The following is a 20,249-nucleotide window of genomic DNA, read 5'->3' as shown; positions in this document are numbered from 1 at the left end:
CCTTATTTACGCAACTTCGGATCTAAAGCGTCTCTTAGTCCGTCTCCAACCACGTTAAAACCAAACATTGTAATACAGATAAATGCGGCTGGGAACCATAATCTCCACGGGTAGTACGTCATGGCTGGAATTCCGTCAGACGCCATTGTTCCCCAGCTCGCTAATGGCTGAGGTACACCAAGCCCTAGATAGCTTAAGAATGCCTCTGTGAAAATAGCAGAAGGAATGGTTAATGTCATGGTCACAAGAATTGGTCCCATTGAGTTTGGAATCAAGTGTTTAAATAAAAGTCTAGATGTTTTCGCACCTAATGTTTGTGCGGCAAGAACGTACTCTTGACTCTTCAATTGTAAAACCTGTCCCCGAACGATACGTGCCATGTTTATCCAGCCTACGACTGTCATGGCTAGGATAATCGTTAATAAGCCTTTTGGCAGAACAACCATCATTAAAATAACCATTAATAGTGTTGGGATTGCCCATAAAACGTCTGCGATACGCATCATCACTTCGTCCGTACGTCCGCCTTTGAATGCAGCAATACTTCCCCAGATAATACCGATGATCACATCAAGAACAGCTGCTGCAAGACCGATAAAGATCGAAATTCTTGCCCCAACCCATGTACGAACAAACATGTCTCGGCCTAAATCATCCGTACCAAACCAGTGCTCTTTTGAAGGCGGCTGATCTGCATTAAGCAAATCTGTCGTAGAGTAATCATATTTAGAAAACACCGGAACGAAGATCGCCAGCATCACAACAATAAAAATAATTGTAAGTCCTACCATCGCAAGTTTATTTGCACGGAAGCGAAGCATAGCATCCTTCCATAAAGATAGACTAGGTTTAGAAATTTTTTCGGATTCTGCTGCGTCAGCTGTCGCAGGAACAAATAAATCTTTTCTCATCTCTTCCATGTGTTAGACCCCTTTCTTCGCCTTCGTCAGTTTAATTCTAGGATCGATAATACCGTAAAGGACGTCAACGACTAGAATACTGATTAATAGAATAATACTGTAGAAGACTGTGACACCCATGATGACGGTGTAATCACGGTTTGTAATACTTGTGACAAAGTGAGAGCCTAATCCAGGAATACCGAAAATCTTCTCCACGACAAAACTACCTGTTAAAACTGAAGCAGCCATTGGTCCCATGTAAGTAATGACAGGTAACAATGCGTTTCGAATCGCGTGTTTGATCGTCACAGCTGATTTCGTTAATCCTTTCGCTCTAGCCGTTCTAATGTAGTCACTGTTTAGCACTTCAAGCATACTTGACCGTGCAAGTCTAGCGATAAATGCCATAGGCATGAAGGAAAGTGCAATAGAAGGTAGTACGGTGCTGGCCCAAGACTCCCATCCTGCAACTGGGAAAATCGCTATAACGCTTGCCTCAGATGCAAATACATATTGTAGTAGCGCAGCTAAAATGAAACTTGGAACTGAAATTCCAAAGATCGTTAAAATGGCAATCGTATAGTCTTGCCACTTGTTATGATAGAGCGCTGCAAGGACCCCAAACAATACACCAAATGCTAATGCGAGGAGAATTGCCTCAATTCCGAGGGTAAAGGAAACGGGGAATCCAGAACTGATTAAGTCATTTACAGTTTGTCCTTTATATTTAAATGAGGGACCAAAATCTAATTTTGCAACTGAACCTAAGTAGCTTACATATTGAACAAATAAGGGCTTGTCCAACCCGTAGTGCTCGTTTAGGTTTGCTTCAATTTCAGCAGGAAGTTTCTTCTCACCAGAGAATGGACCACCCGGTGCTGCCTGCATGAGAAAGAAAGTTGCAGTTACAATAACAAACAGTGTGATTAAAATATATATTAATCGCTTACCGATATATTTAAGCAACGGAATTGCACCTCCATGATTTTACAACATTTTCTCTAATCAGCAAGAAAGGTATATGGAGAGACATCCTCCATATACCTTAAGATCCTTGCCGTAGATCTCTTACATTATAACTCTTACTTTTCGAAATGTGCCCATTTGTATTGAACATCACCTAGTCCAGATACGACGACACCTTTAAGTTTTGGATCTTGTACCCAAAGCTGAGTGTAGAAGTAAATTGGTGCTATAGGCATATCGTTGATGATGATTTCTTCTGCTTTTTTCAGCATTTCTTCACGCTTCGTTTTATCTGTTTCTTTCGCAGAATCATTCAACAATTGTTTGTACTCTTTGCTTTCCCATCCAGTGTCGTTGTTTCCACCGTCTTTATCTTTGTAAAGCTCAAGGAAGTTCACTGGATCGTTGAAGTCACCTAACCAGCCCATACGTCCGATTTGGTAATCTCCGCTGTGGATTTTGTCGATGTATACGTTCCACTCAGAGTTATCAAGTTCAACTTTCACACCTAAATCTTTTTTCCACATTTCTTGAATTGCTTGTGCAATCTTTTGGTGGCCTTCATCTGTGTTGTAAGAAAGTTTCAATGCTGGAAGATCAGAAACAGACTTATAACCTAATTCTTTCGCACCTTTTTCAAGAAGTTTTTTAGCAGTATCTACATCGTGATCTTTAAAGTAGCCAGTTTTGTTATCCGTGAATCCTTCCATTGTTGGTGGAACGATTGCCATAGCTGGAACTTGTTCACCTTGCGTAATTTTGTCAACGATCGCTTGACGGTTGATTGAGTATGCAAGGGCCTTACGGATGTTAGCATTGTTTAAAGGTTTTACTTCTGTGTTGAATTTGTAGTTATAAATACCAGCGATCGTTTGGATTTTAAGACCGCCTTCTTTTTTCAATGTTTTTAAAGACTCAGTTGGAAGGCTTCCAGTTGGTGAACCAGCCCAGTCAAGCTCGCCTTTTTTGAACATGCTAAGCTCAGTGTTTGTGTCTTTGATCATAGACATGTTAATCTTTTTCAATTTCACAGTATCTTTATCCCAGTATTCATTGTTCTTTTCAAGCGTGATAGAACCGCCATGTTTCCATTGAGAAAGAACAAATGGTCCGTTAGATACGTAGTTTTCACCAGCATTTGTGAACCAGTTTTTATTCTTTTCAGCCACTTTTTTGTTGACTGGCATATACGTATAGAATGCAGTTAGTTCAGTAAAGAATGGTGTTGGGTTCTCTAGCTCAACTACAAGCGTTTTGTCATCTTTTGCTTTAATACCAACATCAGCAACTTTCGCTTTCCCTTTGTTCGCTGCTTCAGCACCTTTAATATAGTAAAGCTGGTAAGCATATTGAGATTCATTTTTAGGATCTAATGCCCATTTCCAAGCATATTCGAAATCTTTAGCTGTGACAGGGTCACCATTAGACCATTTCGCATCACGAAGTGTGAATGTGTATGTTTTACCATCAGCACTTGTTTTGATATCAGAAGCCATTGCATTTTCTGGCTTTCCTTCAGCGTTAATTCTTGTTAATCCTTCAAAAGTCTGACGGATGACACTTCCTGAAGTTGAATCATTTGCCAATCCCGGATGTAGAGAAAAAGGCTCAGTGGAGATATTCACATTTAGTGTTGTTTTAGCCTCTCCAGAACTGCTCGTGCTGTCGCCTGATTTGTTTCCGCTGAAACCACAAGCGCTTAATACAAGTGTGAAAATAAGCATTAAAGTAACTACAGACCAACGCTTTTTCAACTGTATTCCCCCTTATAATATGTTTTAGTTCAAAGGTCTCGATAGAAGATGAGATTCAGATTTAAGAAATAGCGTAAAAAAGTCCCTAAATAGCTTACTTTCTATTTCTTTTGTTTTTTCTGAATTTTCACTATGTAAAGAGCCTAGCACAAACGTGTGAACAAATTAATTATAATGAATAGAATAATTTATTGCAATATCAATTTCATATATTTTTAAAAAACGTAAATGGGGATAAAGAGGGATTTTTATAAACTAAAGTCTCAATCACTTCAACAAATTAAAGCGGAAATTGATTAAAATAATTTAACAAATTCAGCAGGAATAATGTTTTATACATATAATTAATCATCCTTTTTTAAAAAATTCTGACAGATAGTTGGTATTTTATCTAAAATTTTAAGTGTCAAACGACATGCTGAGAAGGTCACATGAGGGCTTCGTGACTTTTTTATGGTCATCCTTTATAATAGATAGACATACTGTTGCGATGAAAAAGAAGAGTACATATATTCACCATTTACAGAGAGTCTGCGGCCGGTGCGAGCAGATAATGGCATGTATGGAATGGGCTTTGGAGCAGCTAACCGAACACTTTTGAAAGTAAGTAGGCTTAGACGGAGCAGTCTCCGATATCAACGTCTTGAGTGATTTCCATGTGAAATAACAAGGGTGGTACCACGGTTCATTCGTCCCTTTTCTGTTGAAAAGTGACGGGTGGGCCTTTTTATATTGAAGAAAAGAGGTTTTAGTATGACAAAGAAGACAATTTTTTCAGGCATTCAGCCGAGCGGTTCTGTGACATTGGGGAACTATATTGGAGCGATGAAGCAATTTGTCGATTTGCAGCATGATTATCACGGCTATTTTTGTGTAGTCGATCAGCATGCGATTACAGTGAATCAGGACCGGCTAGCCCTACGCCAAAATATTAGAAGCTTAGCAGCTCTTTATTTAGCAGTTGGACTTGATCCAGAGAAGGCGACATTGTTTATCCAATCAGAGGTACCTGCTCACGCCCAGGCAGGATGGATGCTGCAATGTGTTGCTTATATTGGGGAATTAGAAAGAATGACCCAATTTAAGGACAAATCCGCTGGTAAGGAAGCGGTTGTTTCAGGCCTATTAACGTATCCCCCATTAATGGCTGGCGATATCTTATTATATGGTACTGATTTAGTCCCTGTCGGAGAAGACCAAAAGCAGCATCTTGAATTGACTAGAACGCTTGCTGAACGTTTTAACCGCAAATACAATGACATCTTCACTGTACCTGAAGTGAAGATTCCAAAAGAAGGCGCTCGGATTATGTCTTTAGCAGATCCAACGAAAAAGATGAGCAAATCCGATCCGAACCAAAAATCCTTCATTACCTTATTAGATGAACCAAAGCAGCTTGAAAAGAAAATCAAAAGTGCTGTGACGGATTCAGAAGGTATCGTTAAGTACGACAAAGAAAACAAGCCTGGGATCGCCAACTTGCTGACGATTTACTCTGTCTTAGGTAACATATCGATTGCAGAACTTGAGCAAAAGTATGAAGGCAAAGGGTATGGCGAGTTTAAGGGAGATCTTGCGAACGTCGTTGTTGATGCTTTAAAACCAATTCAAGATCGATACTATGAACTCATTGAGTCAGACGAGCTTGACCGCATTCTTGACGAAGGTGCTGAAAAAGCAAACCGCGCAGCAAACAAAATGCTGAAAAAAATGGAGAATGCAATGGGTCTAGGTAGAAAGCGCAAATAAAAAAAGCTTGCAGCACATCACGCTGCAAGCTTTTTCTAATTCACCTTTGATTCGTTTTCCATTTCCCAAAGCTTTTCAAAAAACGGCTGTCCCTTAATCATTTTTTCACAAAATGCTAAATGATTCTCTGACCATCCATCAATGGTTTCATTGTAAAGCATATTCCAAATCTCTTCGAATGACATTCGTTTGATTTGATTGTACATGCGCGGATTCCATTCCGTATACCAATACGCAATCTCCGCCCTGTTTTGAAGACCTTTTAATTGATCGAGCGCCATAAACATTAGCTGCTTCAGCTGTCTTTCTTTTCTCGTTAATCCGCTGATGTGCTGCGGAGGCAAAGACAAAATATGATACTCCTTCGCCGACTCAAGACTGTCCTGCGAGAATTCATATTCCTCAGCCTTCACATCCTTCACCATTTCATACACCAATTGCTCCTGCCTTGGAATTAAGCGGCTTTTCCTCACAGGAATGGAATACCCAATCGTATCCACAGCAATGATACGAATGCCGTCCGTGACCACAAAGCAATACTCTAATTTACGCCGTTCATGATTTTTTCGAATATATGATTTCTCAAATACAGACTCTAGCAGCGTCTTCGGCAGCTCTGAAAGATCATTCTCTATGTAATCAAACAAAGGACTCTGCACCTTGAGTAAAGGTACTTGATCTAACAGCTCCACACTGTCCTCCTTACGCCACTCATGAAAATGACACACATTGTAGCCATTTTCTTCCCCTTCAAACCAATTCACCCATACGTCATGAAGAAATAACATAACCAATCCCTCACTTTATAAAAACTGTTGTCCACAGTATGGGCAAGGGATAGAGAAATTATTCCAACTTTATTAAACTTCAAGCGGAGCGAATGCTGGCATGCTTTTCTTGATGACATAAAGAAAAGAAAGGGTGTCGCAGAGTCCCTTTCATCTTTACTTTAACTTTTTAGGATCAAGCGCATCTCTCAGTCCATCTCCTAAGAAATTAAAGCATAAAACGGTCAGCAATATCAGTAAACCTGGGAAGAGCGGATACCACCACGCCTGCACCATAATCGAGAAGTTTTGTGCATCTTGCAGCATGTTGCCCCAGCTCGCTGTTGGCGGCTGTATGCCAAACCCTAGATAGCTCAGCGTTGATTCGGCTAAAATGACGGAACCTACTTTTAGTGTAGCTGACACAATAATAGGACCGATACAGTTCGGTAAAATATGTGAAAAGATGATGACATGGTTTTTCGTTCCAATGGTTCTTGCTGCGAGTACGAATTCTCTTGTTCGTAGTGATAAAAATTCACTGCGGATCAGTCTCGCGGTTGTGGTCCAGCCGGTCAAAGCAAAGATTAAAATCAATTTATCAATGCCCGGTTTGAAAATGGTAACGAGCGTGATCAAGAGAAAAATATCGGGAATCGACAACACGACATCCACAAGTCTCATTAACAAGGAATCAACAAATCCTTTGAAATACCCCGCTACCGCTCCGACCACCGTGCCAATGGTAATCGCACCGACCACCGAGACGAAACCGACTAATAAAGAGACCCTCGCGCCATAAAGCACCCTTGAGAAAATATCTCTGCCAAACTTGTCAGTTCCCATCAAATGCTCAGCACTTGGCGGCTGGAGTCGTTTTAATAAATCTTGCTGCTCTGGTGCGTAAGGGGCAATTACTGGAGCGAAAATGGCTGAAAAGATAATCACCAATAAGATCACGGAGCCGGCAACCGCCAATTTATTTTTGAAAAATTTCTCGCAAAATAAACGCAGCATCGTCTCTGGCTTTGGCGGAAGACCTTCCTTTAATTTGATATCTACAGGAGGTGTTCCCATATTAGGCTGTGCCAATTGTGCTTCAGCTCCCTTCTAATATTCAATACGCGGATCAACGATCGCATAGAGAATATCCGCTATTAAATTTCCAACCACCACGAGCACTGCGGAAATAACAGTCATCGCCATAATGACCGGATAATCTCTCGAAAAGGCAGAATCAATGAACAGCTTTCCAAGCCCTGGCCAAGTGAAAATTTGTTCCACCACGACTGCACCACCAATAAAGGATGGAATCATCAATCCGAAAATCGTAATGACAGGCATAAGACCGTTTCTTAACCCGTGCTTGAAAATGACTTTGTTTTCTCGAAAGCCTTTCGCTCTTGCGGTACGAATGTAATCCTGCCTCATGACATCAAGCATACTCGACCTTGTGTATCGGGTGAGCCCTGCCATATCAGCGGTTGCTAAAACAAAGGCTGGTAAAATGATGTGATGAAGCCGGTCAAATACATTAAAATCGGCATTTAAGGTAGAGACGCCGCCTGTTGGGAACCATCCTAAATTCACAGATAACACCATTATTAGAATGAGTCCAAACCAAAAATTCGGAATAGCCAGTCCGATAAAAGATGTAACCGTAATGCCATAGTCTAGCTTTGTATATGGACGTTTTGCTGAAAGAACACCGAATGGGATGGCGATAATCAGGGCGACTAATGTAGAAAAGATCATGAGGATGAGGGTATTTGGCAGCCGGGCAAAAATCAAATCAGCCACAGGCGTTCCCTTTTTAACAATAGAGGTGCCAAAGTCACCTTGAAGCATATTGCCAAGCCATTTCATATACTGCACATATTCAGGGTCGTTCAAGCCGTACTTATCAATAAAAGCTTCCCGGTCTGCCGCACTAATGGTTGGGTCCATCATAAGTGACATCGGATCGCCTGGTGCTGCTTTCATAATGGCGAAGGACAAAATGGTAATCCCAAATAAGATGGGAATGGAAAGCAGTGTCCTTCTAATGATATATGTAACCATATGCACAACTCCTTTTTCATCGGATCGCCATACTGTGATGAAAAAGGGCTAAAATGGTCTTTATTTTAGCCCTCTGTCTTTTTTGGTGTCTTCACGCTGAAAGGGGAGAACTCCCCTTTTTCACTAGCAGCCTACTGTTCAATCCACCATTTCTCGATTTTGTAATACTCATCTTTCGGGTGGTAAGAGTAGCCTTGGAGATTAGATGGCATCGCGCGATGTGAGTTGGCATAATAAAGGAACGTATATGGCTGATCTTCTGCGATCAATTCATAAATTTTTTCATATGCCTTTGAATATTCTTTTCGATCGCTTAAGTTCTTAGCATCCACTAACAGCTTATCGACCTCCTCATTTTTATACCAGATGTTATTCAAGCCTTTTTCTGACTGGCTTGAGTGGAAGATGCTGAATTGATCAGGGAATGTGGCAAGGCTCCAGCCGAGCAGCAGCGCATCATAATCCCACTTAGGCGGTGTCGTCTGCTCAATGAGTGCACTGAATTCCACAATTTGCGGCTTCGCTTCCACACCAATTTCTTTGAGCTGCTGCTGGACAACGACAGCAATATCTTCACGGACTTTGTTTCCTTGGTTGGTCTTTATGACAAAGGAGAATTTTTTGCCGTCCTTATCAAGATAGCCATCTCCATCTGTATCCTCCCAGCCCTCTTCTTTCAGCATCTTTTTCGCTTTTTCTTGATCAAACTCAAATACTGGAACACTTTCATTCTTCGGATAGTTCCATGACAGCGGACTTTCTGGAATGTTGGCTACTTTGCCGTCTCCATCTAACACTTGATCAACAATCGTTTGACGATCAATGGCATGTGTCAGCGCTTGACGGACCTTTTTACTTTTAAACAGATCATTTTTCTGGTTCCAGCCAATGTATGAATAATTGAGCCCTAGATCAGATTCAATTTTAATGTTGCTGACTTTTTCAGCCGTTTGCAGCTCTGCTCCCGGTACAGCAAAGAAATCAATATCACCTGCTGACAGCTGGGCAATCGCTGCGTTCTGATCAGGAATGGTTTTAATCGTGACGGTATCAAGATATGGACGTCCATCCCAATAATCGTCAAAGGCTTCTAGTTTCACGTAGTCGCCTTCTTTCCACTCGGCAAATTTAAATGGACCTGAACCAATTGGTTTTTTTCGGTTAAATTCATTTTCACCGAGATCCTTTACAGGCACATCACCTAAAATATGCTTAGGCAAAATGCCATAGCTTCCTAGTGTGACATTATAGAAATAAGGATCTTTTTTATTGAGCTTGAATTCGATTGAGTAATCTCCTGTCTTTTTAACAGAATCTAATACTTCAAAGCCTGATCCGCGCTCCCCGTTGTAGTCCTTATTGATCGGAATGCTGTATGTAAACACAACATCATCAGCTGTCAATTCTTCTCCATCATGAAACTTTACGCCTTTTTTAATGGTCACATCAAACTGCTTCCCGTCATCAGATTCTTTAATATCTTCTGCGAGTGATAGCTGAGGGTTCAACTTTCCGTCCGTTTGAAGTAAAAAGCTGTAGATTCTTTCTTCAATATCAGAGCTAGCCACATCTGTTGAATACAACGAGTTAAATAATGTTGGTTCTGCAATGGAACCGATGACAAGATCTCCGCCCTGTACAGGTTTACTGGTGGATTTCTTTTCACTGTCTCCAGAGGTTTTATTTCCACTAGAGCAAGCCGCAAGCATGAGCGTGAAAATCAGCAGTAAACTGATCAAAATGGATTTTCTATTTCTACCTTTCATATACAATTCCCCCTATCCTTTTTTAGAAATGACGACAGATGCCGCTTCATCCCCCCTCTCAAAGATGAAATCATCCAAGCTGATTAAGCGTCGTAGAGGTGGCAGGCAACGAAGTGATTTGGTTTTAATTCTTGAAATGCTGGTATTTTTTCTTTACAGATTTGTTTCGCATGCGGGCATCTTGTGTGAAATACGCACCCTTTTGGCGGATTCGCAGGACTTGGCAGATCGCCTTGAAGCATGATCCGTTCTCTTTTGATCTGACCCTTTTTACGGGTAACAGGTACAGAAGAAAGCAGTGCCTGTGTATATGGATGGAGCGGTTCATCGTACAGGCTGTACTTATCGGCAAGCTCCATCATTTTGCCGAGATACATCACGCCGACTCGATCACTAATGTGCCTGACCACACTTAAGTCGTGAGAGATAAATAGATAGGTCAGGTCAAATTCCTCCTGAAGCTCCTCCATCAAATTAATCACCTGCGCCTGAATGGATACATCCAGTGCTGATACTGGCTCATCTGCGATGATCATTTCGGGATTCATGGCAAGCGCACGAGCGATGCCGATTCGCTGCCTCTGTCCGCCAGAAAATTCGTGGGGATAGCGATTAGCAAAGCTTGGATGAAGGCCCACCTTTGATAAAAGCTGTTCTACTTTTTCATTTCTTTCTTTTAAGGAATATAAGTGGTGTGTTTTGTAGGGTTCTTTGATGATGCTTCGAAGTGTTTTTCTAGGGTTGAGTGATGCAAAGGGATCTTGAAAAACCATTTGGATGTTTTTTCGTGTTGATTGTCTTAGCTTTGATTCTGATACACGGGAGATATCTTGCCCTTTAAAAAGGATTTGACCGTCAGTTGGTTCATATAAACGAATCATGGTCCGGCCTAATGTCGATTTACCGCATCCTGATTCCCCCACTATCCCTAACGTTTCACCTTTATAAATCTTCAAATCTATGCCGTCAACAGCTTTGACTGCACCGACTTTCTTCTGAAAGACGCCTGCTTTAATCGGAAAATGTTTTTTGATTTGTTTCAGTTCAAGAATGGTTTCTTTCTCTATTAGATCTGTTGCATGTGGTTGATTTTGAGCAAGAGTCATGTTTGGTCTGCCTCCTCATATAAGAAGCATCTGACGCTTCTGCCATTTTCAAAAGTCCTCAGCTTAGGCAGTTCACCTAGGCAGCGCTCCTTCACTTGCGGGCATCTAGGAGCAAAGCGGCAGCCGGCTGGAAGCTGATCTGGCGCAGGGACATTCCCTTTTATCGCTGTTAGCGGCTGTATGTCTCCGTCAATGACAGGAATCGATTCAAGCAGCCCTTCTGTGTAAGGATGCAGCGGCTGATCAAATAATTCTTCGACGGTCCCATTTTCAACAACCTGTCCGCAGTACATGACAATGACTCGATCTGCCACTTCAGACACGACACCTAGATCATGAGTAATGAGGAGAATCGATGTACCAAATGTCGTGCATAAATCTTTCATCAATGTGAGCACCTGGGATTGAATGGTCACATCTAGTGCCGTTGTCGGTTCATCTGCAATGAGAAGCTTTGGATCACAGCTTAGCGCAATGGCAATCATCACTCTTTGCCGCATACCGCCGGATAAACGGTGCGGATAATCTTTGATGATTTGTTCCGGTCTGGAAAAACCAACAAACTTCAGCAGATCAATCGCTTTTTTCGTCGCTTCTTTTTTTGAAAGTTTTTTGTGATAGATGAGGATTTCTGTTATTTGTTCCCCGATGGTTAAGACGGGATTGAGTGAGGTCATGGGCTCCTGAAAGATCATCGACACGTCATTACCACGAATGCTGCATAATTCCTTTTCACCATATGTAACGAGATCCTTACCATCTAGCTTGATGGAACCGTCCATAATTTTTCCACCAGTGCCGTTAATCAAGCCCATAATGGATAAGGACGTAATGCTTTTGCCAGATCCAGACTCACCGACTAATGCGACAGTTTCTCCTCTGTTGATGCTGAAATCAACGCCATCTACAGCAGGTATCGCTTCTTTTTTTCGAAAAAAATAGGTTTTTAAGTTCTGCACTTCAAGCAGCGTGGTCATGTATTCGCCCCTTTCACCATCAATCAATCGAACTAAATCTAAAAATTCCGTCTTTTTTGAATAAAAATAATTATCAAAATTTATATTTGTATATTATTACATTGTTATGACGAAATCAAGAAGAATTTAGTAAATTTGTAATATGTCTCTTTTTATGTGAATCATTCACTTTATGAGTCTATCGCCTTTAAAAAAGTTTCGGACGGCTCTGCAATCATAGACTCCTCGCTGATTCTGTGTTCACTGAAATACTTTTTCACAATATAATACCCAGTGGCGTAACCAAGCATTTTGGGGTAGTTCCCTTTTCCATAAAGGAGGTTCTGTATCAGTCTTTCGTCGTCCTGCACTTTTTGATCAAGATGACTGGATACCCATTTCTGATACATACGCTGAAGCTGCGTTTCGTCATAGAGAGTGGTCCATTTGGCTGTATAGCTTTCTCCGTATCTATGATACACAGCATATTCAGCGAGCCCCTCCATCATGATTGTATCAAGGAATGTAAAATCTTTTTCTTCTTTCGTGAGAAAATGCAACCTGCATACATGGTGATATTCATGAGTCAGCAATGTGCCGATACGTTCTTTCGGGGTATTTGGCGACAAAAAGAGAAAGACCTTGTCGTCAAATGCCATGCCGGATTGATAATAAAATTGCTCTCTAATTTCTTTACTGCTCTCATTGACTGGCAAAATAAAGACTGGAATGTCAGGGCCTTTCCACTGCTTTTGGAGCGCCTTGTATTCTTTCATGACGAGCTGGAAGTACCCTTTTTCTTTGAGCTTTTCGATCATGTCTTTGCATGATCGAAAAGACCGAATCATGCCGTGATGTTGCAGGTGGGAGAGAATAGAGGACCATTCTTTTTCCTCCGCCCCTTTAAAATAAGGAACAAAGCGCGACGCAAGCTCCTGAAATGATGAAGATTGATGAATGAGATATTGTGTATTGACTAGACCCATACCGCTAAACACCTCCATTTTCATCATATGCAAAAAAGCGGCGATCTGTTTATAGATCGCCGCTTTCCTAGGAAATATTACGCTTCGTATTTTTTAAAGATAATTGTCGCATTGTGTCCGCCAAAGCCAAGTGAGTTACTTAGAGCCACTTGTACTTCTTTTGAACGTGCTTCATTTGCCACATAATCAAGATCACATTCTTCATCCGGTGTTACAAGGTTAATGGTTGGAGGAATAACACTGTCTTTAATCGCAAGCACAGAGAAAATAGCTTCTACTCCACCTGCTGCACCAAGTAAGTGACCTGTCATCGATTTTGTCGAACTGATCGCAAGCTGATTCGCATGCTCTCCGAACACTTCTTTAATCGCCATTGTTTCAAATTTATCATTGTACGGTGTGCTTGTTCCGTGGGCATTGATATAATCAATTTCTTCCACAGACAAACCAGCATCTCGAATCGCTTCTTTCATTGCGCGTACGCCGCCTTCTCCGTTTGGAGCCGGTGCTGTAATATGATACGCATCTCCAGTTGATCCATATCCAACAATTTCTGCATAAATCGTCGCGCCACGTTTTAATGCATGCTCAAGTTCTTCAAGAACGACAATCCCTGCGCCCTCTCCCATAACAAATCCGTCACGGTTTTTGTCAAATGGACGGCTTGCTGTCTCTGGATCAGGATTTGTCGAAAGAGCTTTGTTCGCACAGAAGCCAGCAAACGACATTTTTGTTAACGGCGCTTCTGTTCCGCCTGTGATCATCGCATCTGCATCTCCGCGCTGAATGACTTTAAATGCATCACCAATTGAGTTTGTACCTGTTGCACATGCTGTTACAGTACAAGAGTTAACCCCTTTTGCGCCAAGTGCAATTGAAATTTGGCCTGTTGCCATATCTGGAATCATCATTGGAACGAAAAACGGGCTTACCCGTCTTGCCCCTTTATTTGAATACACTTCAAACTGCTCTTCAAATGTTTCAAGTCCGCCAATACCAGACCCAACCCATACACCGACACGCGGTGCGATTTCATCTGTGATTTCAAGACGTGAATCTTCTAGCGCCTTTTGAGCAGCAACGACTGCATATTGCGTGAAGCGTGCCATTTTTCGTGCTTCTTTTTTCTCCATGTAATCTTCAATGTTAAAATCTTTTAATTCTGCAGCCACTTTTGCTGTATATTCACTTGAGTCGACACGTGTGATCGGTCCAACTCCTGATACACCTGCTAAAGCATTTTTCCATGTTGATTCTACATCGTTGCCAAGAGGTGTCAAAGCACCTAATCCTGTAACAACTACTCGTTTTTTATCCATTAATTTGTGCACCTCACTCTTTTATCGGCCCCATCGCATAGCGATTGCGCCCCACGTTAATCCGCCACCAAAACCTACCATTACAATCACATCGCCGTCATGAATTTTTCCGGCTTCGATTTCTTCACATAGTGAAATTGGAATGGATGCTGCTGATGTGTTTCCATATTTATGGACTGTCTTCGACATTTTTTCAACTGGCAGCTCTAGGCGTTCGCGGGCTGCTTCCATAATGCGAATGTTTGCTTGATGCGGGATCAAGAAGTCAACGTCTTCTTTTGATAGTCCAGCTTTTTCGATGACGTTTACGCTTGATTCGCCCATTTGTCTTACAGCAAATTTAAATACTTCTCGTCCATTCATGATTGTATGATCTTTTTCATCTAAGTACAAGTGCTTACCGCCTCTTCCATCGGCTCCAAGCTCAAATGAGAGAATTCCTTTCCCTTCGCTGACCTCTCCTAACACAGCAGCACCTGCTCCATCTCCAAACAGAACAGCAGTATTGCGGTCATCCCAGTCGGTAATGCGAGAAAGTTTTTCAACGCCAACGACGAGTACGTGCTTGAACGTACCTGATTCGATAAATTGTTTTCCAGTAACAAGCCCGTACATAAAGCCAGCACACGCAGCGCTAATATCCATTGCACATGCTTTATGTGCACCGAGCTGCTCTTGAATCATACAAGCGACTGTCGGAAATGATTGATCTGGCGTGACTGTCGCCACAAGAATCATATCGATATCTTCTGCAGCTACATTTGCGTCAGCTAATGCTTTTTTTGCAGCAGCAAGCGCCATATGTGATGTATTGACATCATCAGAAGCAATTCTTCTTTCTTCTATACCTGTTCTAGTACGAATCCATTCGTCAGAAGTTTCAACCATTTTTTCTAAATCAAGATTTGTTAACACTTTTTCAGGTATATAGCGGCCAAGGCCAATAATTCCAGCATTCATTGAATAAGACTCCTTTTACTCATACGAGCATGTGATATTGTGATCTTATATTAGTATCTGGTACTAATTTTAACTTATTTTTTTCTCCTTGGCAATACAAACGTCTAACCTTTCCTCTCACTTTTTTCATAGATTATTGATATACCAATAGGAGAAAGGAGCATTTGATATGGCGCAAAAAGATATTTTTTCAGCTATGATGTTTGGACAGCCGCTTGAAAAGGAGAAAAGCAAGACAGAAGCTAAGGAGGAACGCGTGGAGACAACTTCAAGTGAAGACTCCATTGACTACATGCATGTCATGAATCAAATTGGGAACATTATGAACTCCATCGATGAGCTGAAGCCTGTGTTTAAAGATGTTGGCCCTATGATTAGTGCCTTCAAAAAAAAATTATCATAAAAAAAAGCCACTATTCTGTGGCTTTTTCTGATTCTGCATCTGCTTTTCCAAGCTCATATGCCTCTTGCATAACAGATGTAAACAATGATAAAAGCGGCTGAAGAGCTTCGGGCTCAAGCTGAATACCTGCTTTATCTAATTCTTCTTTTGCCTGCGGAAAATACTTCATGGCAATTTGTAAAAACTCCATCGATTTTTCGTGTTGCATCGCCTTATCCTCACTTTTCATTTGGCAGTTTGCCAGTTTTTTTGTAAGACGCAATATCACTTTCAATGTCTTTCAAAAAAGCACGGTCAATGGTGGAACTAAATTTCCCCATTTCGATCACTCCTTCTTTAAAGTCAAAGGAGTACTCACCTTGTGCATTTAGCTTGCCTTCATTAAATTTCTTCGCAATAATACTATACGCTTTATCCACATGCTGGACTGTGCTTGTTAAGACAGTATGGCTGCCGAGGTTAGATTGATCGGTGACATATCCGATCGCTGATAAATTATCGGCTTTGATTTGTTCAATGACAGGGATATTATAACCATCACCTGCTGGATACACAACATCTACGCCCTGTTTTTTCAATTTTTGATAGAGCTCCACGGCTTTGTCCGCATCATCCCAGTTTTCGACAAACTCGGCAAGCACTTGTACATGTTCATCTTGATACTTTGCACCTTTGATAAAGCCGTCTACTTCGCTTTGCCAATCATATGTAGCAAGAATACCAATCTTTTTTGTTTTTGACATATGGGCTGCTGTCATGCCTCCAAAAAAGCCCATCGCTTCACCTTTAAACGTCACATTCGCAACATTATCCGCCTGAGGCTTGTTTCCATTTACCGTGATAAATTGTGTTTTCGGATAATCTTCACTAATGATGTTGAAAATTTCGCTGTATTCATTGCCATGGCCAATAATCAAATTGACTCCTTTTTTGTGAAATTCTTCAATGGCATCAACGATTTTCTCTTTGTCGACCATTCCTTCCTTATAATAAACATCTACACCAAATGTTGATTGAATATTTAATAAGCCTTTATAACCTTTCGTTCCCCACACTTGATCATTAATTGTATCGGGGACGAGTAAACCCACCTTCTCAATCTGTCCTTTTAAAGGTGCCTGTGAGCAGGCAGATAATAGGAGAAGGAACGAAAAGATCATGACAAGCCGCTGATACTTCATGCCATGTTCAACTCCCTTTGCCACATGCAGGCATGAACCTGTATGTTAAATATAGGTTTATTTTATACTGAAAAAAGATAAGATGGAAGATCATTCTTGCTTTTTGTCGAAAAATGTTGAGTTTTGTCTTTTCCATTCTGCCATCATTTCTTCTGCTTGTTTGTCATCTGTTTGTCTTTCTACCTTCAATTCATGTGTTATTTCCTGTCTTTGTTCAGAGCCTGATGCCCACTTGAACAAATCCCTTGCTACATCTTCTACAAAAAATGCCTCATCATGCTTCGTTCTTTCTTTATCAAGTGTCCATGGTCCAAACATGCGAGGAAGAATAATAGCCGGCACTTTCTGATTGGATGATTCGTCTTCGTTTTTTTCGTAAAGTACTCGGTACATGCCATGCGCCGCTTTCAAGCCTTCGTATCTTTTATCTGGTTCTTCTGATTGAATAAAGATCAGATCATACGTGTCTTTTCCATCCTGAAAGTCAATGACACGGAAAAGATCATTTCTGCCAAGCCACATCATTCGTTCTTCTAATAACCTCTTTTTCTCTTCTGTTTGATTATGAGGGCATGTGATATCCACATGAATGCCCTCTTTCATCATATATTCACACAGTGCTAGGCCAAAAAATTCATCTGCCCCTATGATCAGTCCTGTCTCCATGTTCATGTCCCCTTTTTTAGCTTATCAAATAAAAAGAAGAGCCCTTTCCATGAAGGGCTGTTATCATCCTATTCATCACAATTCTCTTTCATGCGATTTATAAAACTTGTGAATGGATTGAAAGATTCTTCTCGGATGATCAAACATATGCAAGGTGAGATCGATCTGACAATGCTCTGGATTCTTCATGTGCTGATCAATAAAAGGCTTTGCATGCAGTTCATATGCATAGGGTGCACCGTTTAGTCTTTGCCATATGTGAATCGGTACATGAGCAGAATGAACAGGGCAAGCTGGGAGCGGATACGTTTCCGCTTCCTTTTCAGAGCAGCCGTAGCTCTTCGCTAATTCTTTGATTAGCTGTTTATAAAAGAATTTGTGTTCCTTTTCTCTTTCTCGTTGTGCATAGAGATGCAGACATGGATTCACCATCGCAATGGATCTTAGCACTTCTGGCATCTCTTCAGCAAGGCTCATAGCAACGAGTGCACCCATCCCCTCTGCCAGCACATGAATTTCCCGGTTTAATATTTCTTGTTTTAATGTGTGATGAACGAGCTGCTTTGTACTAAAAACAGCATCTTCGCATCCCCAGTGATTCCCATGAAGATGACTATTAAACAATGTATATCCTTCATCCTTTAAGGCAGTTAAAAGCTGGTTTCTTCCATAGTGCTGAAGCCAGAATGATGTATTTTCCTGCACAAAGTGATTTCGGTCACCGAGGATAAGAATGCCAAAGCCATTTGGTTTTTGAGGAAGATGAATGACGTTCCACTGGGAACCAAGCTGGAAAAACCGTTCGCTTACACCCATATGGCCAGCCTCCTTTCAGTGATTCTGCTTTCTATGATATGAACAACAACTCTTGTAGGAATAAGGAAATCCCCTAATGACAGAAGAATTCTTTTTATTTTTATAGAAGAAGGTCTAAAAATGGTCACATAAAGGCTAAAACAGTCTTTTCCCCTCACTCGTATCTATGGTATGATAATCAATAGATTGTTACATAAAGGACGGTGGGATTATGCGTTATATTATCACCCTCATTTGGACTTTTCTGCTGACACATATGGCTGGTTACATCGTTGCTTCGATGAATGGCGCTGCTTATGACTTTACTTTGACTTCTATTCTTGCAGTGGTGTTTACGGTTATTTTATTCATCTTTGCTGAAGTAAGTCCAATGAAAGAAACGGAAAGTTCAACAAAACACTCTTAATACGTAAGAGATGAATGTGAGAAAGAGCTAAAATGATCTTGATTTTAGCTCTTTTTCTTTTTGCTTGAAAAGCGGTACGCTAAAACCCCCTGCAGCCACAGGGGGTTTTTTTATTGATTACACCTCGACGGTTTCGGACTTCTGTTTGTCTGCTGTCAAATGGCTTTTCGCAAGCCCTGTAAACAGGAAGATCGCGATACCTGATAAAATTTCAAGGACCCCGCCGCCAGCAATGACAGGTCCCGCTCCAAATCTTTCTGCCAGAACGCCTGATACGACAGCTGCAAACGGGAGGAAAACATTTGATGAAGCATTGATCACCGCGTACACTTGCGGCTGATCATCTTGGTCGACAGACGTTTGAATAATGACCATTTCCGGTACATTGATCGCACTAACGGCTGCACCGAATATAAAGGAAGCTAGTAGAACGACTGGCAGCCATGTACTCATCCCTGTGATAAAGAACGCAGCTCCTTCAATCATACCAGCGACAATAAAGAACAAACCAAATCTCTTAATTTTCACCTTCGCCAAAGCAAAGCCCATCATAAACGCGCCGACTGCAGCAACTCCTCTTAAAATGGAATACACCATGGAATCACTTTGCAGCGCTTCTGCTACGTATACAGCAGATAGTGCCTGCCACGGAGCTGCGGCGACATTCATTAAAATACAATACAACGTCAGCGCAAATAAAATGTGATGATTTTTGACGATGAGAAACCCTCTTTTTAAGTTATACAAATATGTATTCTTTGCTTGTTTTATACCTGCTGCTTTGTCTTCATCGGTTTTCTTTAATTTAACACCGATAATAAACAGGCCGGAGATGATGAATAAGGCAGTGGTGATGAGCAGAGTATCTGCAGGTCCGATTAATTTGACTAAGAGACCAGCGACCATGACTGCTGCAAGTGCAACAATTTCAAAAGAAGATTGCAGGATGGCATTTGCTTTTTGAATCAGATGCTTCGGTACAATCTGCGGTAAAATCGCCACCGAGGCTGGGTTATACGCTGCACCTGTTGCCGATTGAATAACCATTAATGAGATCAATAACCATAATGGCAATAGATGCGAAAAATGCAGTAGCGGAATAATGAGTACAATGGTTGCTCGAACGACGTCTGAAGCGAACATCCATTTAGACAAATGGTGCTTTTTCATAAGAGGTCCTAGTATTGGGGCTAGCAAAGATGAAGGAAGTACGGTTACTGCTAGGAGAAGTCCTGTACCGAGCGCTCCATCCCCTCTCAAAATCAATAGCCAAAGGACGGATGTAAAAGCAAAACTTTCTCCTGTGTTTTTAATGAGTCTTGATATGAATAATGAGGTGAAGCGTTTATTCCAAACACTTTCACTGAGATTCGTCTTTTCCATCACACAAATCCTTTCAACAATATATTACAATTACATATTTTACCTTATTTTCTCTTTTATTCATACTATTTATTTGAAAATTTGAACTTAATTGTTTTTTAT

The 20,249-nt window shown here is 41.1% G+C and carries 20 protein-coding genes and 1 other annotated feature; of the genes, 3 read left to right on the top strand and 17 right to left on the bottom strand.

Translation table 11 applies throughout. The features are described from left to right. Positions 1-2: 2 nt before the first annotated feature. The 3 genes from MKY18_RS05650 to MKY18_RS05640 form a co-directional block, all read right to left on the bottom strand. Positions 3-920: an ABC transporter permease gene (locus tag MKY18_RS05650; protein WP_003211545.1), complete on the bottom strand. Its 918-nt coding sequence runs from the start codon at positions 918-920 to the stop codon at positions 3-5. 3 nt (positions 921-923) lie between these two features. After that, positions 924-1,868: an ABC transporter permease gene (locus MKY18_RS05645; RefSeq protein ID WP_044139932.1), complete on the bottom strand. Its 945-nt coding sequence runs from the start codon at positions 1,866-1,868 to the stop codon at positions 924-926. 116 nt (positions 1,869-1,984) lie between these two features. Continuing rightward, the gene (locus MKY18_RS05640; protein WP_003211080.1) at positions 1,985-3,622 is read right to left on the bottom strand and encodes a peptide ABC transporter substrate-binding protein; all 1,638 of its coding nucleotides are present in this window, start codon (positions 3,620-3,622) and stop codon (positions 1,985-1,987) included. A 481-nt stretch (positions 3,623-4,103) separates the two neighbouring features. Beyond that, positions 4,104-4,322, top strand: a binding site (T-box leader). A 53-nt stretch (positions 4,323-4,375) separates the two neighbouring features. On the opposite strand from MKY18_RS05640, the gene trpS reads away from it, so the two are divergent. Then, positions 4,376-5,371: a tryptophan--tRNA ligase gene (gene trpS / locus MKY18_RS05635; RefSeq protein ID WP_265208984.1), complete on the top strand. Its 996-nt coding sequence runs from the start codon at positions 4,376-4,378 to the stop codon at positions 5,369-5,371. Positions 5,372-5,406: 35 nt separating this feature from the next. On the opposite strand, the gene MKY18_RS05630 is transcribed toward trpS, so the two are convergent. The 9 genes from MKY18_RS05630 to MKY18_RS05590 form a co-directional block, all read right to left on the bottom strand. Continuing rightward, positions 5,407-6,159: a YjbA family protein gene (locus MKY18_RS05630; RefSeq protein WP_044139930.1), complete on the bottom strand. Its 753-nt coding sequence runs from the start codon at positions 6,157-6,159 to the stop codon at positions 5,407-5,409. A 156-nt stretch (positions 6,160-6,315) separates the two neighbouring features. Continuing rightward, positions 6,316-7,215, bottom strand: a complete 900-nt coding sequence (opp4C, locus tag MKY18_RS05625; RefSeq protein ID WP_106064987.1) for an oligopeptide ABC transporter permease — start codon at positions 7,213-7,215, stop codon at positions 6,316-6,318. A 33-nt stretch (positions 7,216-7,248) separates the two neighbouring features. Continuing rightward, positions 7,249-8,199 (bottom strand): ABC transporter permease, encoded by a 951-nt coding sequence (locus tag MKY18_RS05620; protein ID WP_044139928.1) that lies wholly within the window; start codon positions 8,197-8,199, stop codon positions 7,249-7,251. A 131-nt stretch (positions 8,200-8,330) separates the two neighbouring features. Further along, positions 8,331-9,965: a peptide-binding protein gene (locus MKY18_RS05615; RefSeq protein WP_065098858.1), complete on the bottom strand. Its 1,635-nt coding sequence runs from the start codon at positions 9,963-9,965 to the stop codon at positions 8,331-8,333. Positions 9,966-10,048: 83 nt separating this feature from the next. Continuing rightward, the gene (locus tag MKY18_RS05610) at positions 10,049-11,071 is read right to left on the bottom strand and encodes a dipeptide ABC transporter ATP-binding protein (RefSeq protein ID WP_283924319.1); all 1,023 of its coding nucleotides are present in this window, start codon (positions 11,069-11,071) and stop codon (positions 10,049-10,051) included. After that, positions 11,068-12,048, bottom strand: coding sequence for an ABC transporter ATP-binding protein (locus MKY18_RS05605; RefSeq protein ID WP_268507255.1), 981 nt, complete (start codon positions 12,046-12,048; stop codon positions 11,068-11,070). The genes MKY18_RS05610 and MKY18_RS05605 overlap by 4 nt, the downstream gene beginning before the upstream one ends. A gap of 170 nt (positions 12,049-12,218) precedes the next feature. Then, a complete protein-coding gene (locus tag MKY18_RS05600; RefSeq protein WP_342497775.1) occupies positions 12,219-13,013 on the bottom strand; it encodes a DUF2268 domain-containing protein in 795 nt (264 codons plus the stop codon). 77 nt (positions 13,014-13,090) lie between these two features. Continuing rightward, positions 13,091-14,332, bottom strand: coding sequence for a beta-ketoacyl-ACP synthase II (gene fabF / locus MKY18_RS05595; RefSeq protein ID WP_003211631.1), 1,242 nt, complete (start codon positions 14,330-14,332; stop codon positions 13,091-13,093). Between the two features lie 21 nt (positions 14,333-14,353). After that, the gene (locus MKY18_RS05590; protein ID WP_003212296.1) at positions 14,354-15,292 is read right to left on the bottom strand and encodes a beta-ketoacyl-ACP synthase III; all 939 of its coding nucleotides are present in this window, start codon (positions 15,290-15,292) and stop codon (positions 14,354-14,356) included. Positions 15,293-15,461: 169 nt separating this feature from the next. Between MKY18_RS05590 and MKY18_RS05585 the strand changes: the two genes are divergently transcribed. Then, positions 15,462-15,695: a hypothetical protein gene (locus MKY18_RS05585; RefSeq protein WP_106064985.1), complete on the top strand. Its 234-nt coding sequence runs from the start codon at positions 15,462-15,464 to the stop codon at positions 15,693-15,695. A gap of 10 nt (positions 15,696-15,705) precedes the next feature. Here MKY18_RS05585 and MKY18_RS05580 read toward each other — a convergent pair whose 3' ends face one another. The 4 genes from MKY18_RS05580 to MKY18_RS05565 all read right to left on the bottom strand — a co-directional run bounded on the left by MKY18_RS05580 (position 15,706) and on the right by MKY18_RS05565 (position 18,358). Next, complete coding sequence (locus MKY18_RS05580; RefSeq protein WP_003211983.1) at positions 15,706-15,903, bottom strand: ComZ family protein; 198 nt, start codon at positions 15,901-15,903, stop codon at positions 15,706-15,708. A gap of 10 nt (positions 15,904-15,913) precedes the next feature. Continuing rightward, on the bottom strand, positions 15,914-16,876 hold the full coding sequence (locus MKY18_RS05575) for a BMP family ABC transporter substrate-binding protein (RefSeq protein WP_044139922.1): 963 nt from the start codon (positions 16,874-16,876) through the stop codon (positions 15,914-15,916). A gap of 90 nt (positions 16,877-16,966) precedes the next feature. Beyond that, positions 16,967-17,542, bottom strand: coding sequence for a nad binding enzyme (locus MKY18_RS05570; protein WP_106064984.1), 576 nt, complete (start codon positions 17,540-17,542; stop codon positions 16,967-16,969). A gap of 75 nt (positions 17,543-17,617) precedes the next feature. After that, positions 17,618-18,358 (bottom strand): hypothetical protein, encoded by a 741-nt coding sequence (locus MKY18_RS05565; RefSeq protein WP_003211061.1) that lies wholly within the window; start codon positions 18,356-18,358, stop codon positions 17,618-17,620. Between the two features lie 211 nt (positions 18,359-18,569). On the opposite strand from MKY18_RS05565, the gene MKY18_RS05560 reads away from it, so the two are divergent. Beyond that, positions 18,570-18,764 carry a YjzD family protein gene (locus MKY18_RS05560; RefSeq protein WP_044139919.1) on the top strand — a complete coding sequence of 65 codons (195 nt, stop codon included), beginning with the start codon at positions 18,570-18,572 and terminating at the stop codon, positions 18,762-18,764. Between the two features lie 117 nt (positions 18,765-18,881). On the opposite strand, the gene MKY18_RS05555 is transcribed toward MKY18_RS05560, so the two are convergent. Then, a complete protein-coding gene (locus tag MKY18_RS05555) occupies positions 18,882-20,147 on the bottom strand; it encodes an MFS transporter (protein ID WP_106064982.1) in 1,266 nt (421 codons plus the stop codon). Between the last annotated feature and the right edge of the window lie 102 nt (positions 20,148-20,249).

It is taken from the genome of Bacillus sp. FSL R7-0672 (assembly GCF_038601465.1).
In the GTDB taxonomy this organism is placed as follows: Bacteria; Bacillota; Bacilli; order Bacillales; family Bacillaceae; genus Bacillus; species Bacillus pumilus.
This window is presented reverse-complemented; position numbering and strand designations above follow the sequence as displayed.

Bases quoted from the DNA above. Each gene is read 5' to 3' on its own strand.
- MKY18_RS05580 (WP_003211983.1), bottom strand. From the start codon at position 15,903: ATGCAACACGAAAAATCGATGGAGTTTTTACAAATTGCCATGAAGTAT.
- MKY18_RS05565 (WP_003211061.1), bottom strand. From the start codon at position 18,358: ATGGGTGTAAGCGAACGGTTTTTCCAGCTTGGTTCCCAGTGGAACGTC.
- fabF (WP_003211631.1), bottom strand. From the start codon at position 14,332: ATGGATAAAAAACGAGTAGTTGTTACAGGATTAGGTGCTTTGACACCT.
- MKY18_RS05610 (WP_283924319.1), bottom strand. From the start codon at position 11,071: ATGACTCTTGCTCAAAATCAACCACATGCAACAGATCTAATAGAGAAA.
- MKY18_RS05575 (WP_044139922.1), bottom strand. From the start codon at position 16,876: ATGAAGTATCAGCGGCTTGTCATGATCTTTTCGTTCCTTCTCCTATTA.
- MKY18_RS05590 (WP_003212296.1), bottom strand. From the start codon at position 15,292: ATGAATGCTGGAATTATTGGCCTTGGCCGCTATATACCTGAAAAAGTG.
- MKY18_RS05585 (WP_106064985.1), top strand. From the start codon at position 15,462: ATGGCGCAAAAAGATATTTTTTCAGCTATGATGTTTGGACAGCCGCTT.
- opp4C (WP_106064987.1), bottom strand. From the start codon at position 7,215: ATGGGAACACCTCCTGTAGATATCAAATTAAAGGAAGGTCTTCCGCCA.
- MKY18_RS05605 (WP_268507255.1), bottom strand. From the start codon at position 12,048: ATGACCACGCTGCTTGAAGTGCAGAACTTAAAAACCTATTTTTTTCGA.
- MKY18_RS05600 (WP_342497775.1), bottom strand. From the start codon at position 13,013: ATGGGTCTAGTCAATACACAATATCTCATTCATCAATCTTCATCATTT.
- trpS (WP_265208984.1), top strand. From the start codon at position 4,376: ATGACAAAGAAGACAATTTTTTCAGGCATTCAGCCGAGCGGTTCTGTG.
- MKY18_RS05630 (WP_044139930.1), bottom strand. From the start codon at position 6,159: ATGTTATTTCTTCATGACGTATGGGTGAATTGGTTTGAAGGGGAAGAA.
- MKY18_RS05555 (WP_106064982.1), bottom strand. From the start codon at position 20,147: ATGGAAAAGACGAATCTCAGTGAAAGTGTTTGGAATAAACGCTTCACC.
- MKY18_RS05650 (WP_003211545.1), bottom strand. From the start codon at position 920: ATGGAAGAGATGAGAAAAGATTTATTTGTTCCTGCGACAGCTGACGCA.
- MKY18_RS05570 (WP_106064984.1), bottom strand. From the start codon at position 17,542: ATGGAGACAGGACTGATCATAGGGGCAGATGAATTTTTTGGCCTAGCA.
- MKY18_RS05620 (WP_044139928.1), bottom strand. From the start codon at position 8,199: ATGGTTACATATATCATTAGAAGGACACTGCTTTCCATTCCCATCTTA.
- MKY18_RS05560 (WP_044139919.1), top strand. From the start codon at position 18,570: ATGCGTTATATTATCACCCTCATTTGGACTTTTCTGCTGACACATATG.
- MKY18_RS05615 (WP_065098858.1), bottom strand. From the start codon at position 9,965: ATGAAAGGTAGAAATAGAAAATCCATTTTGATCAGTTTACTGCTGATT.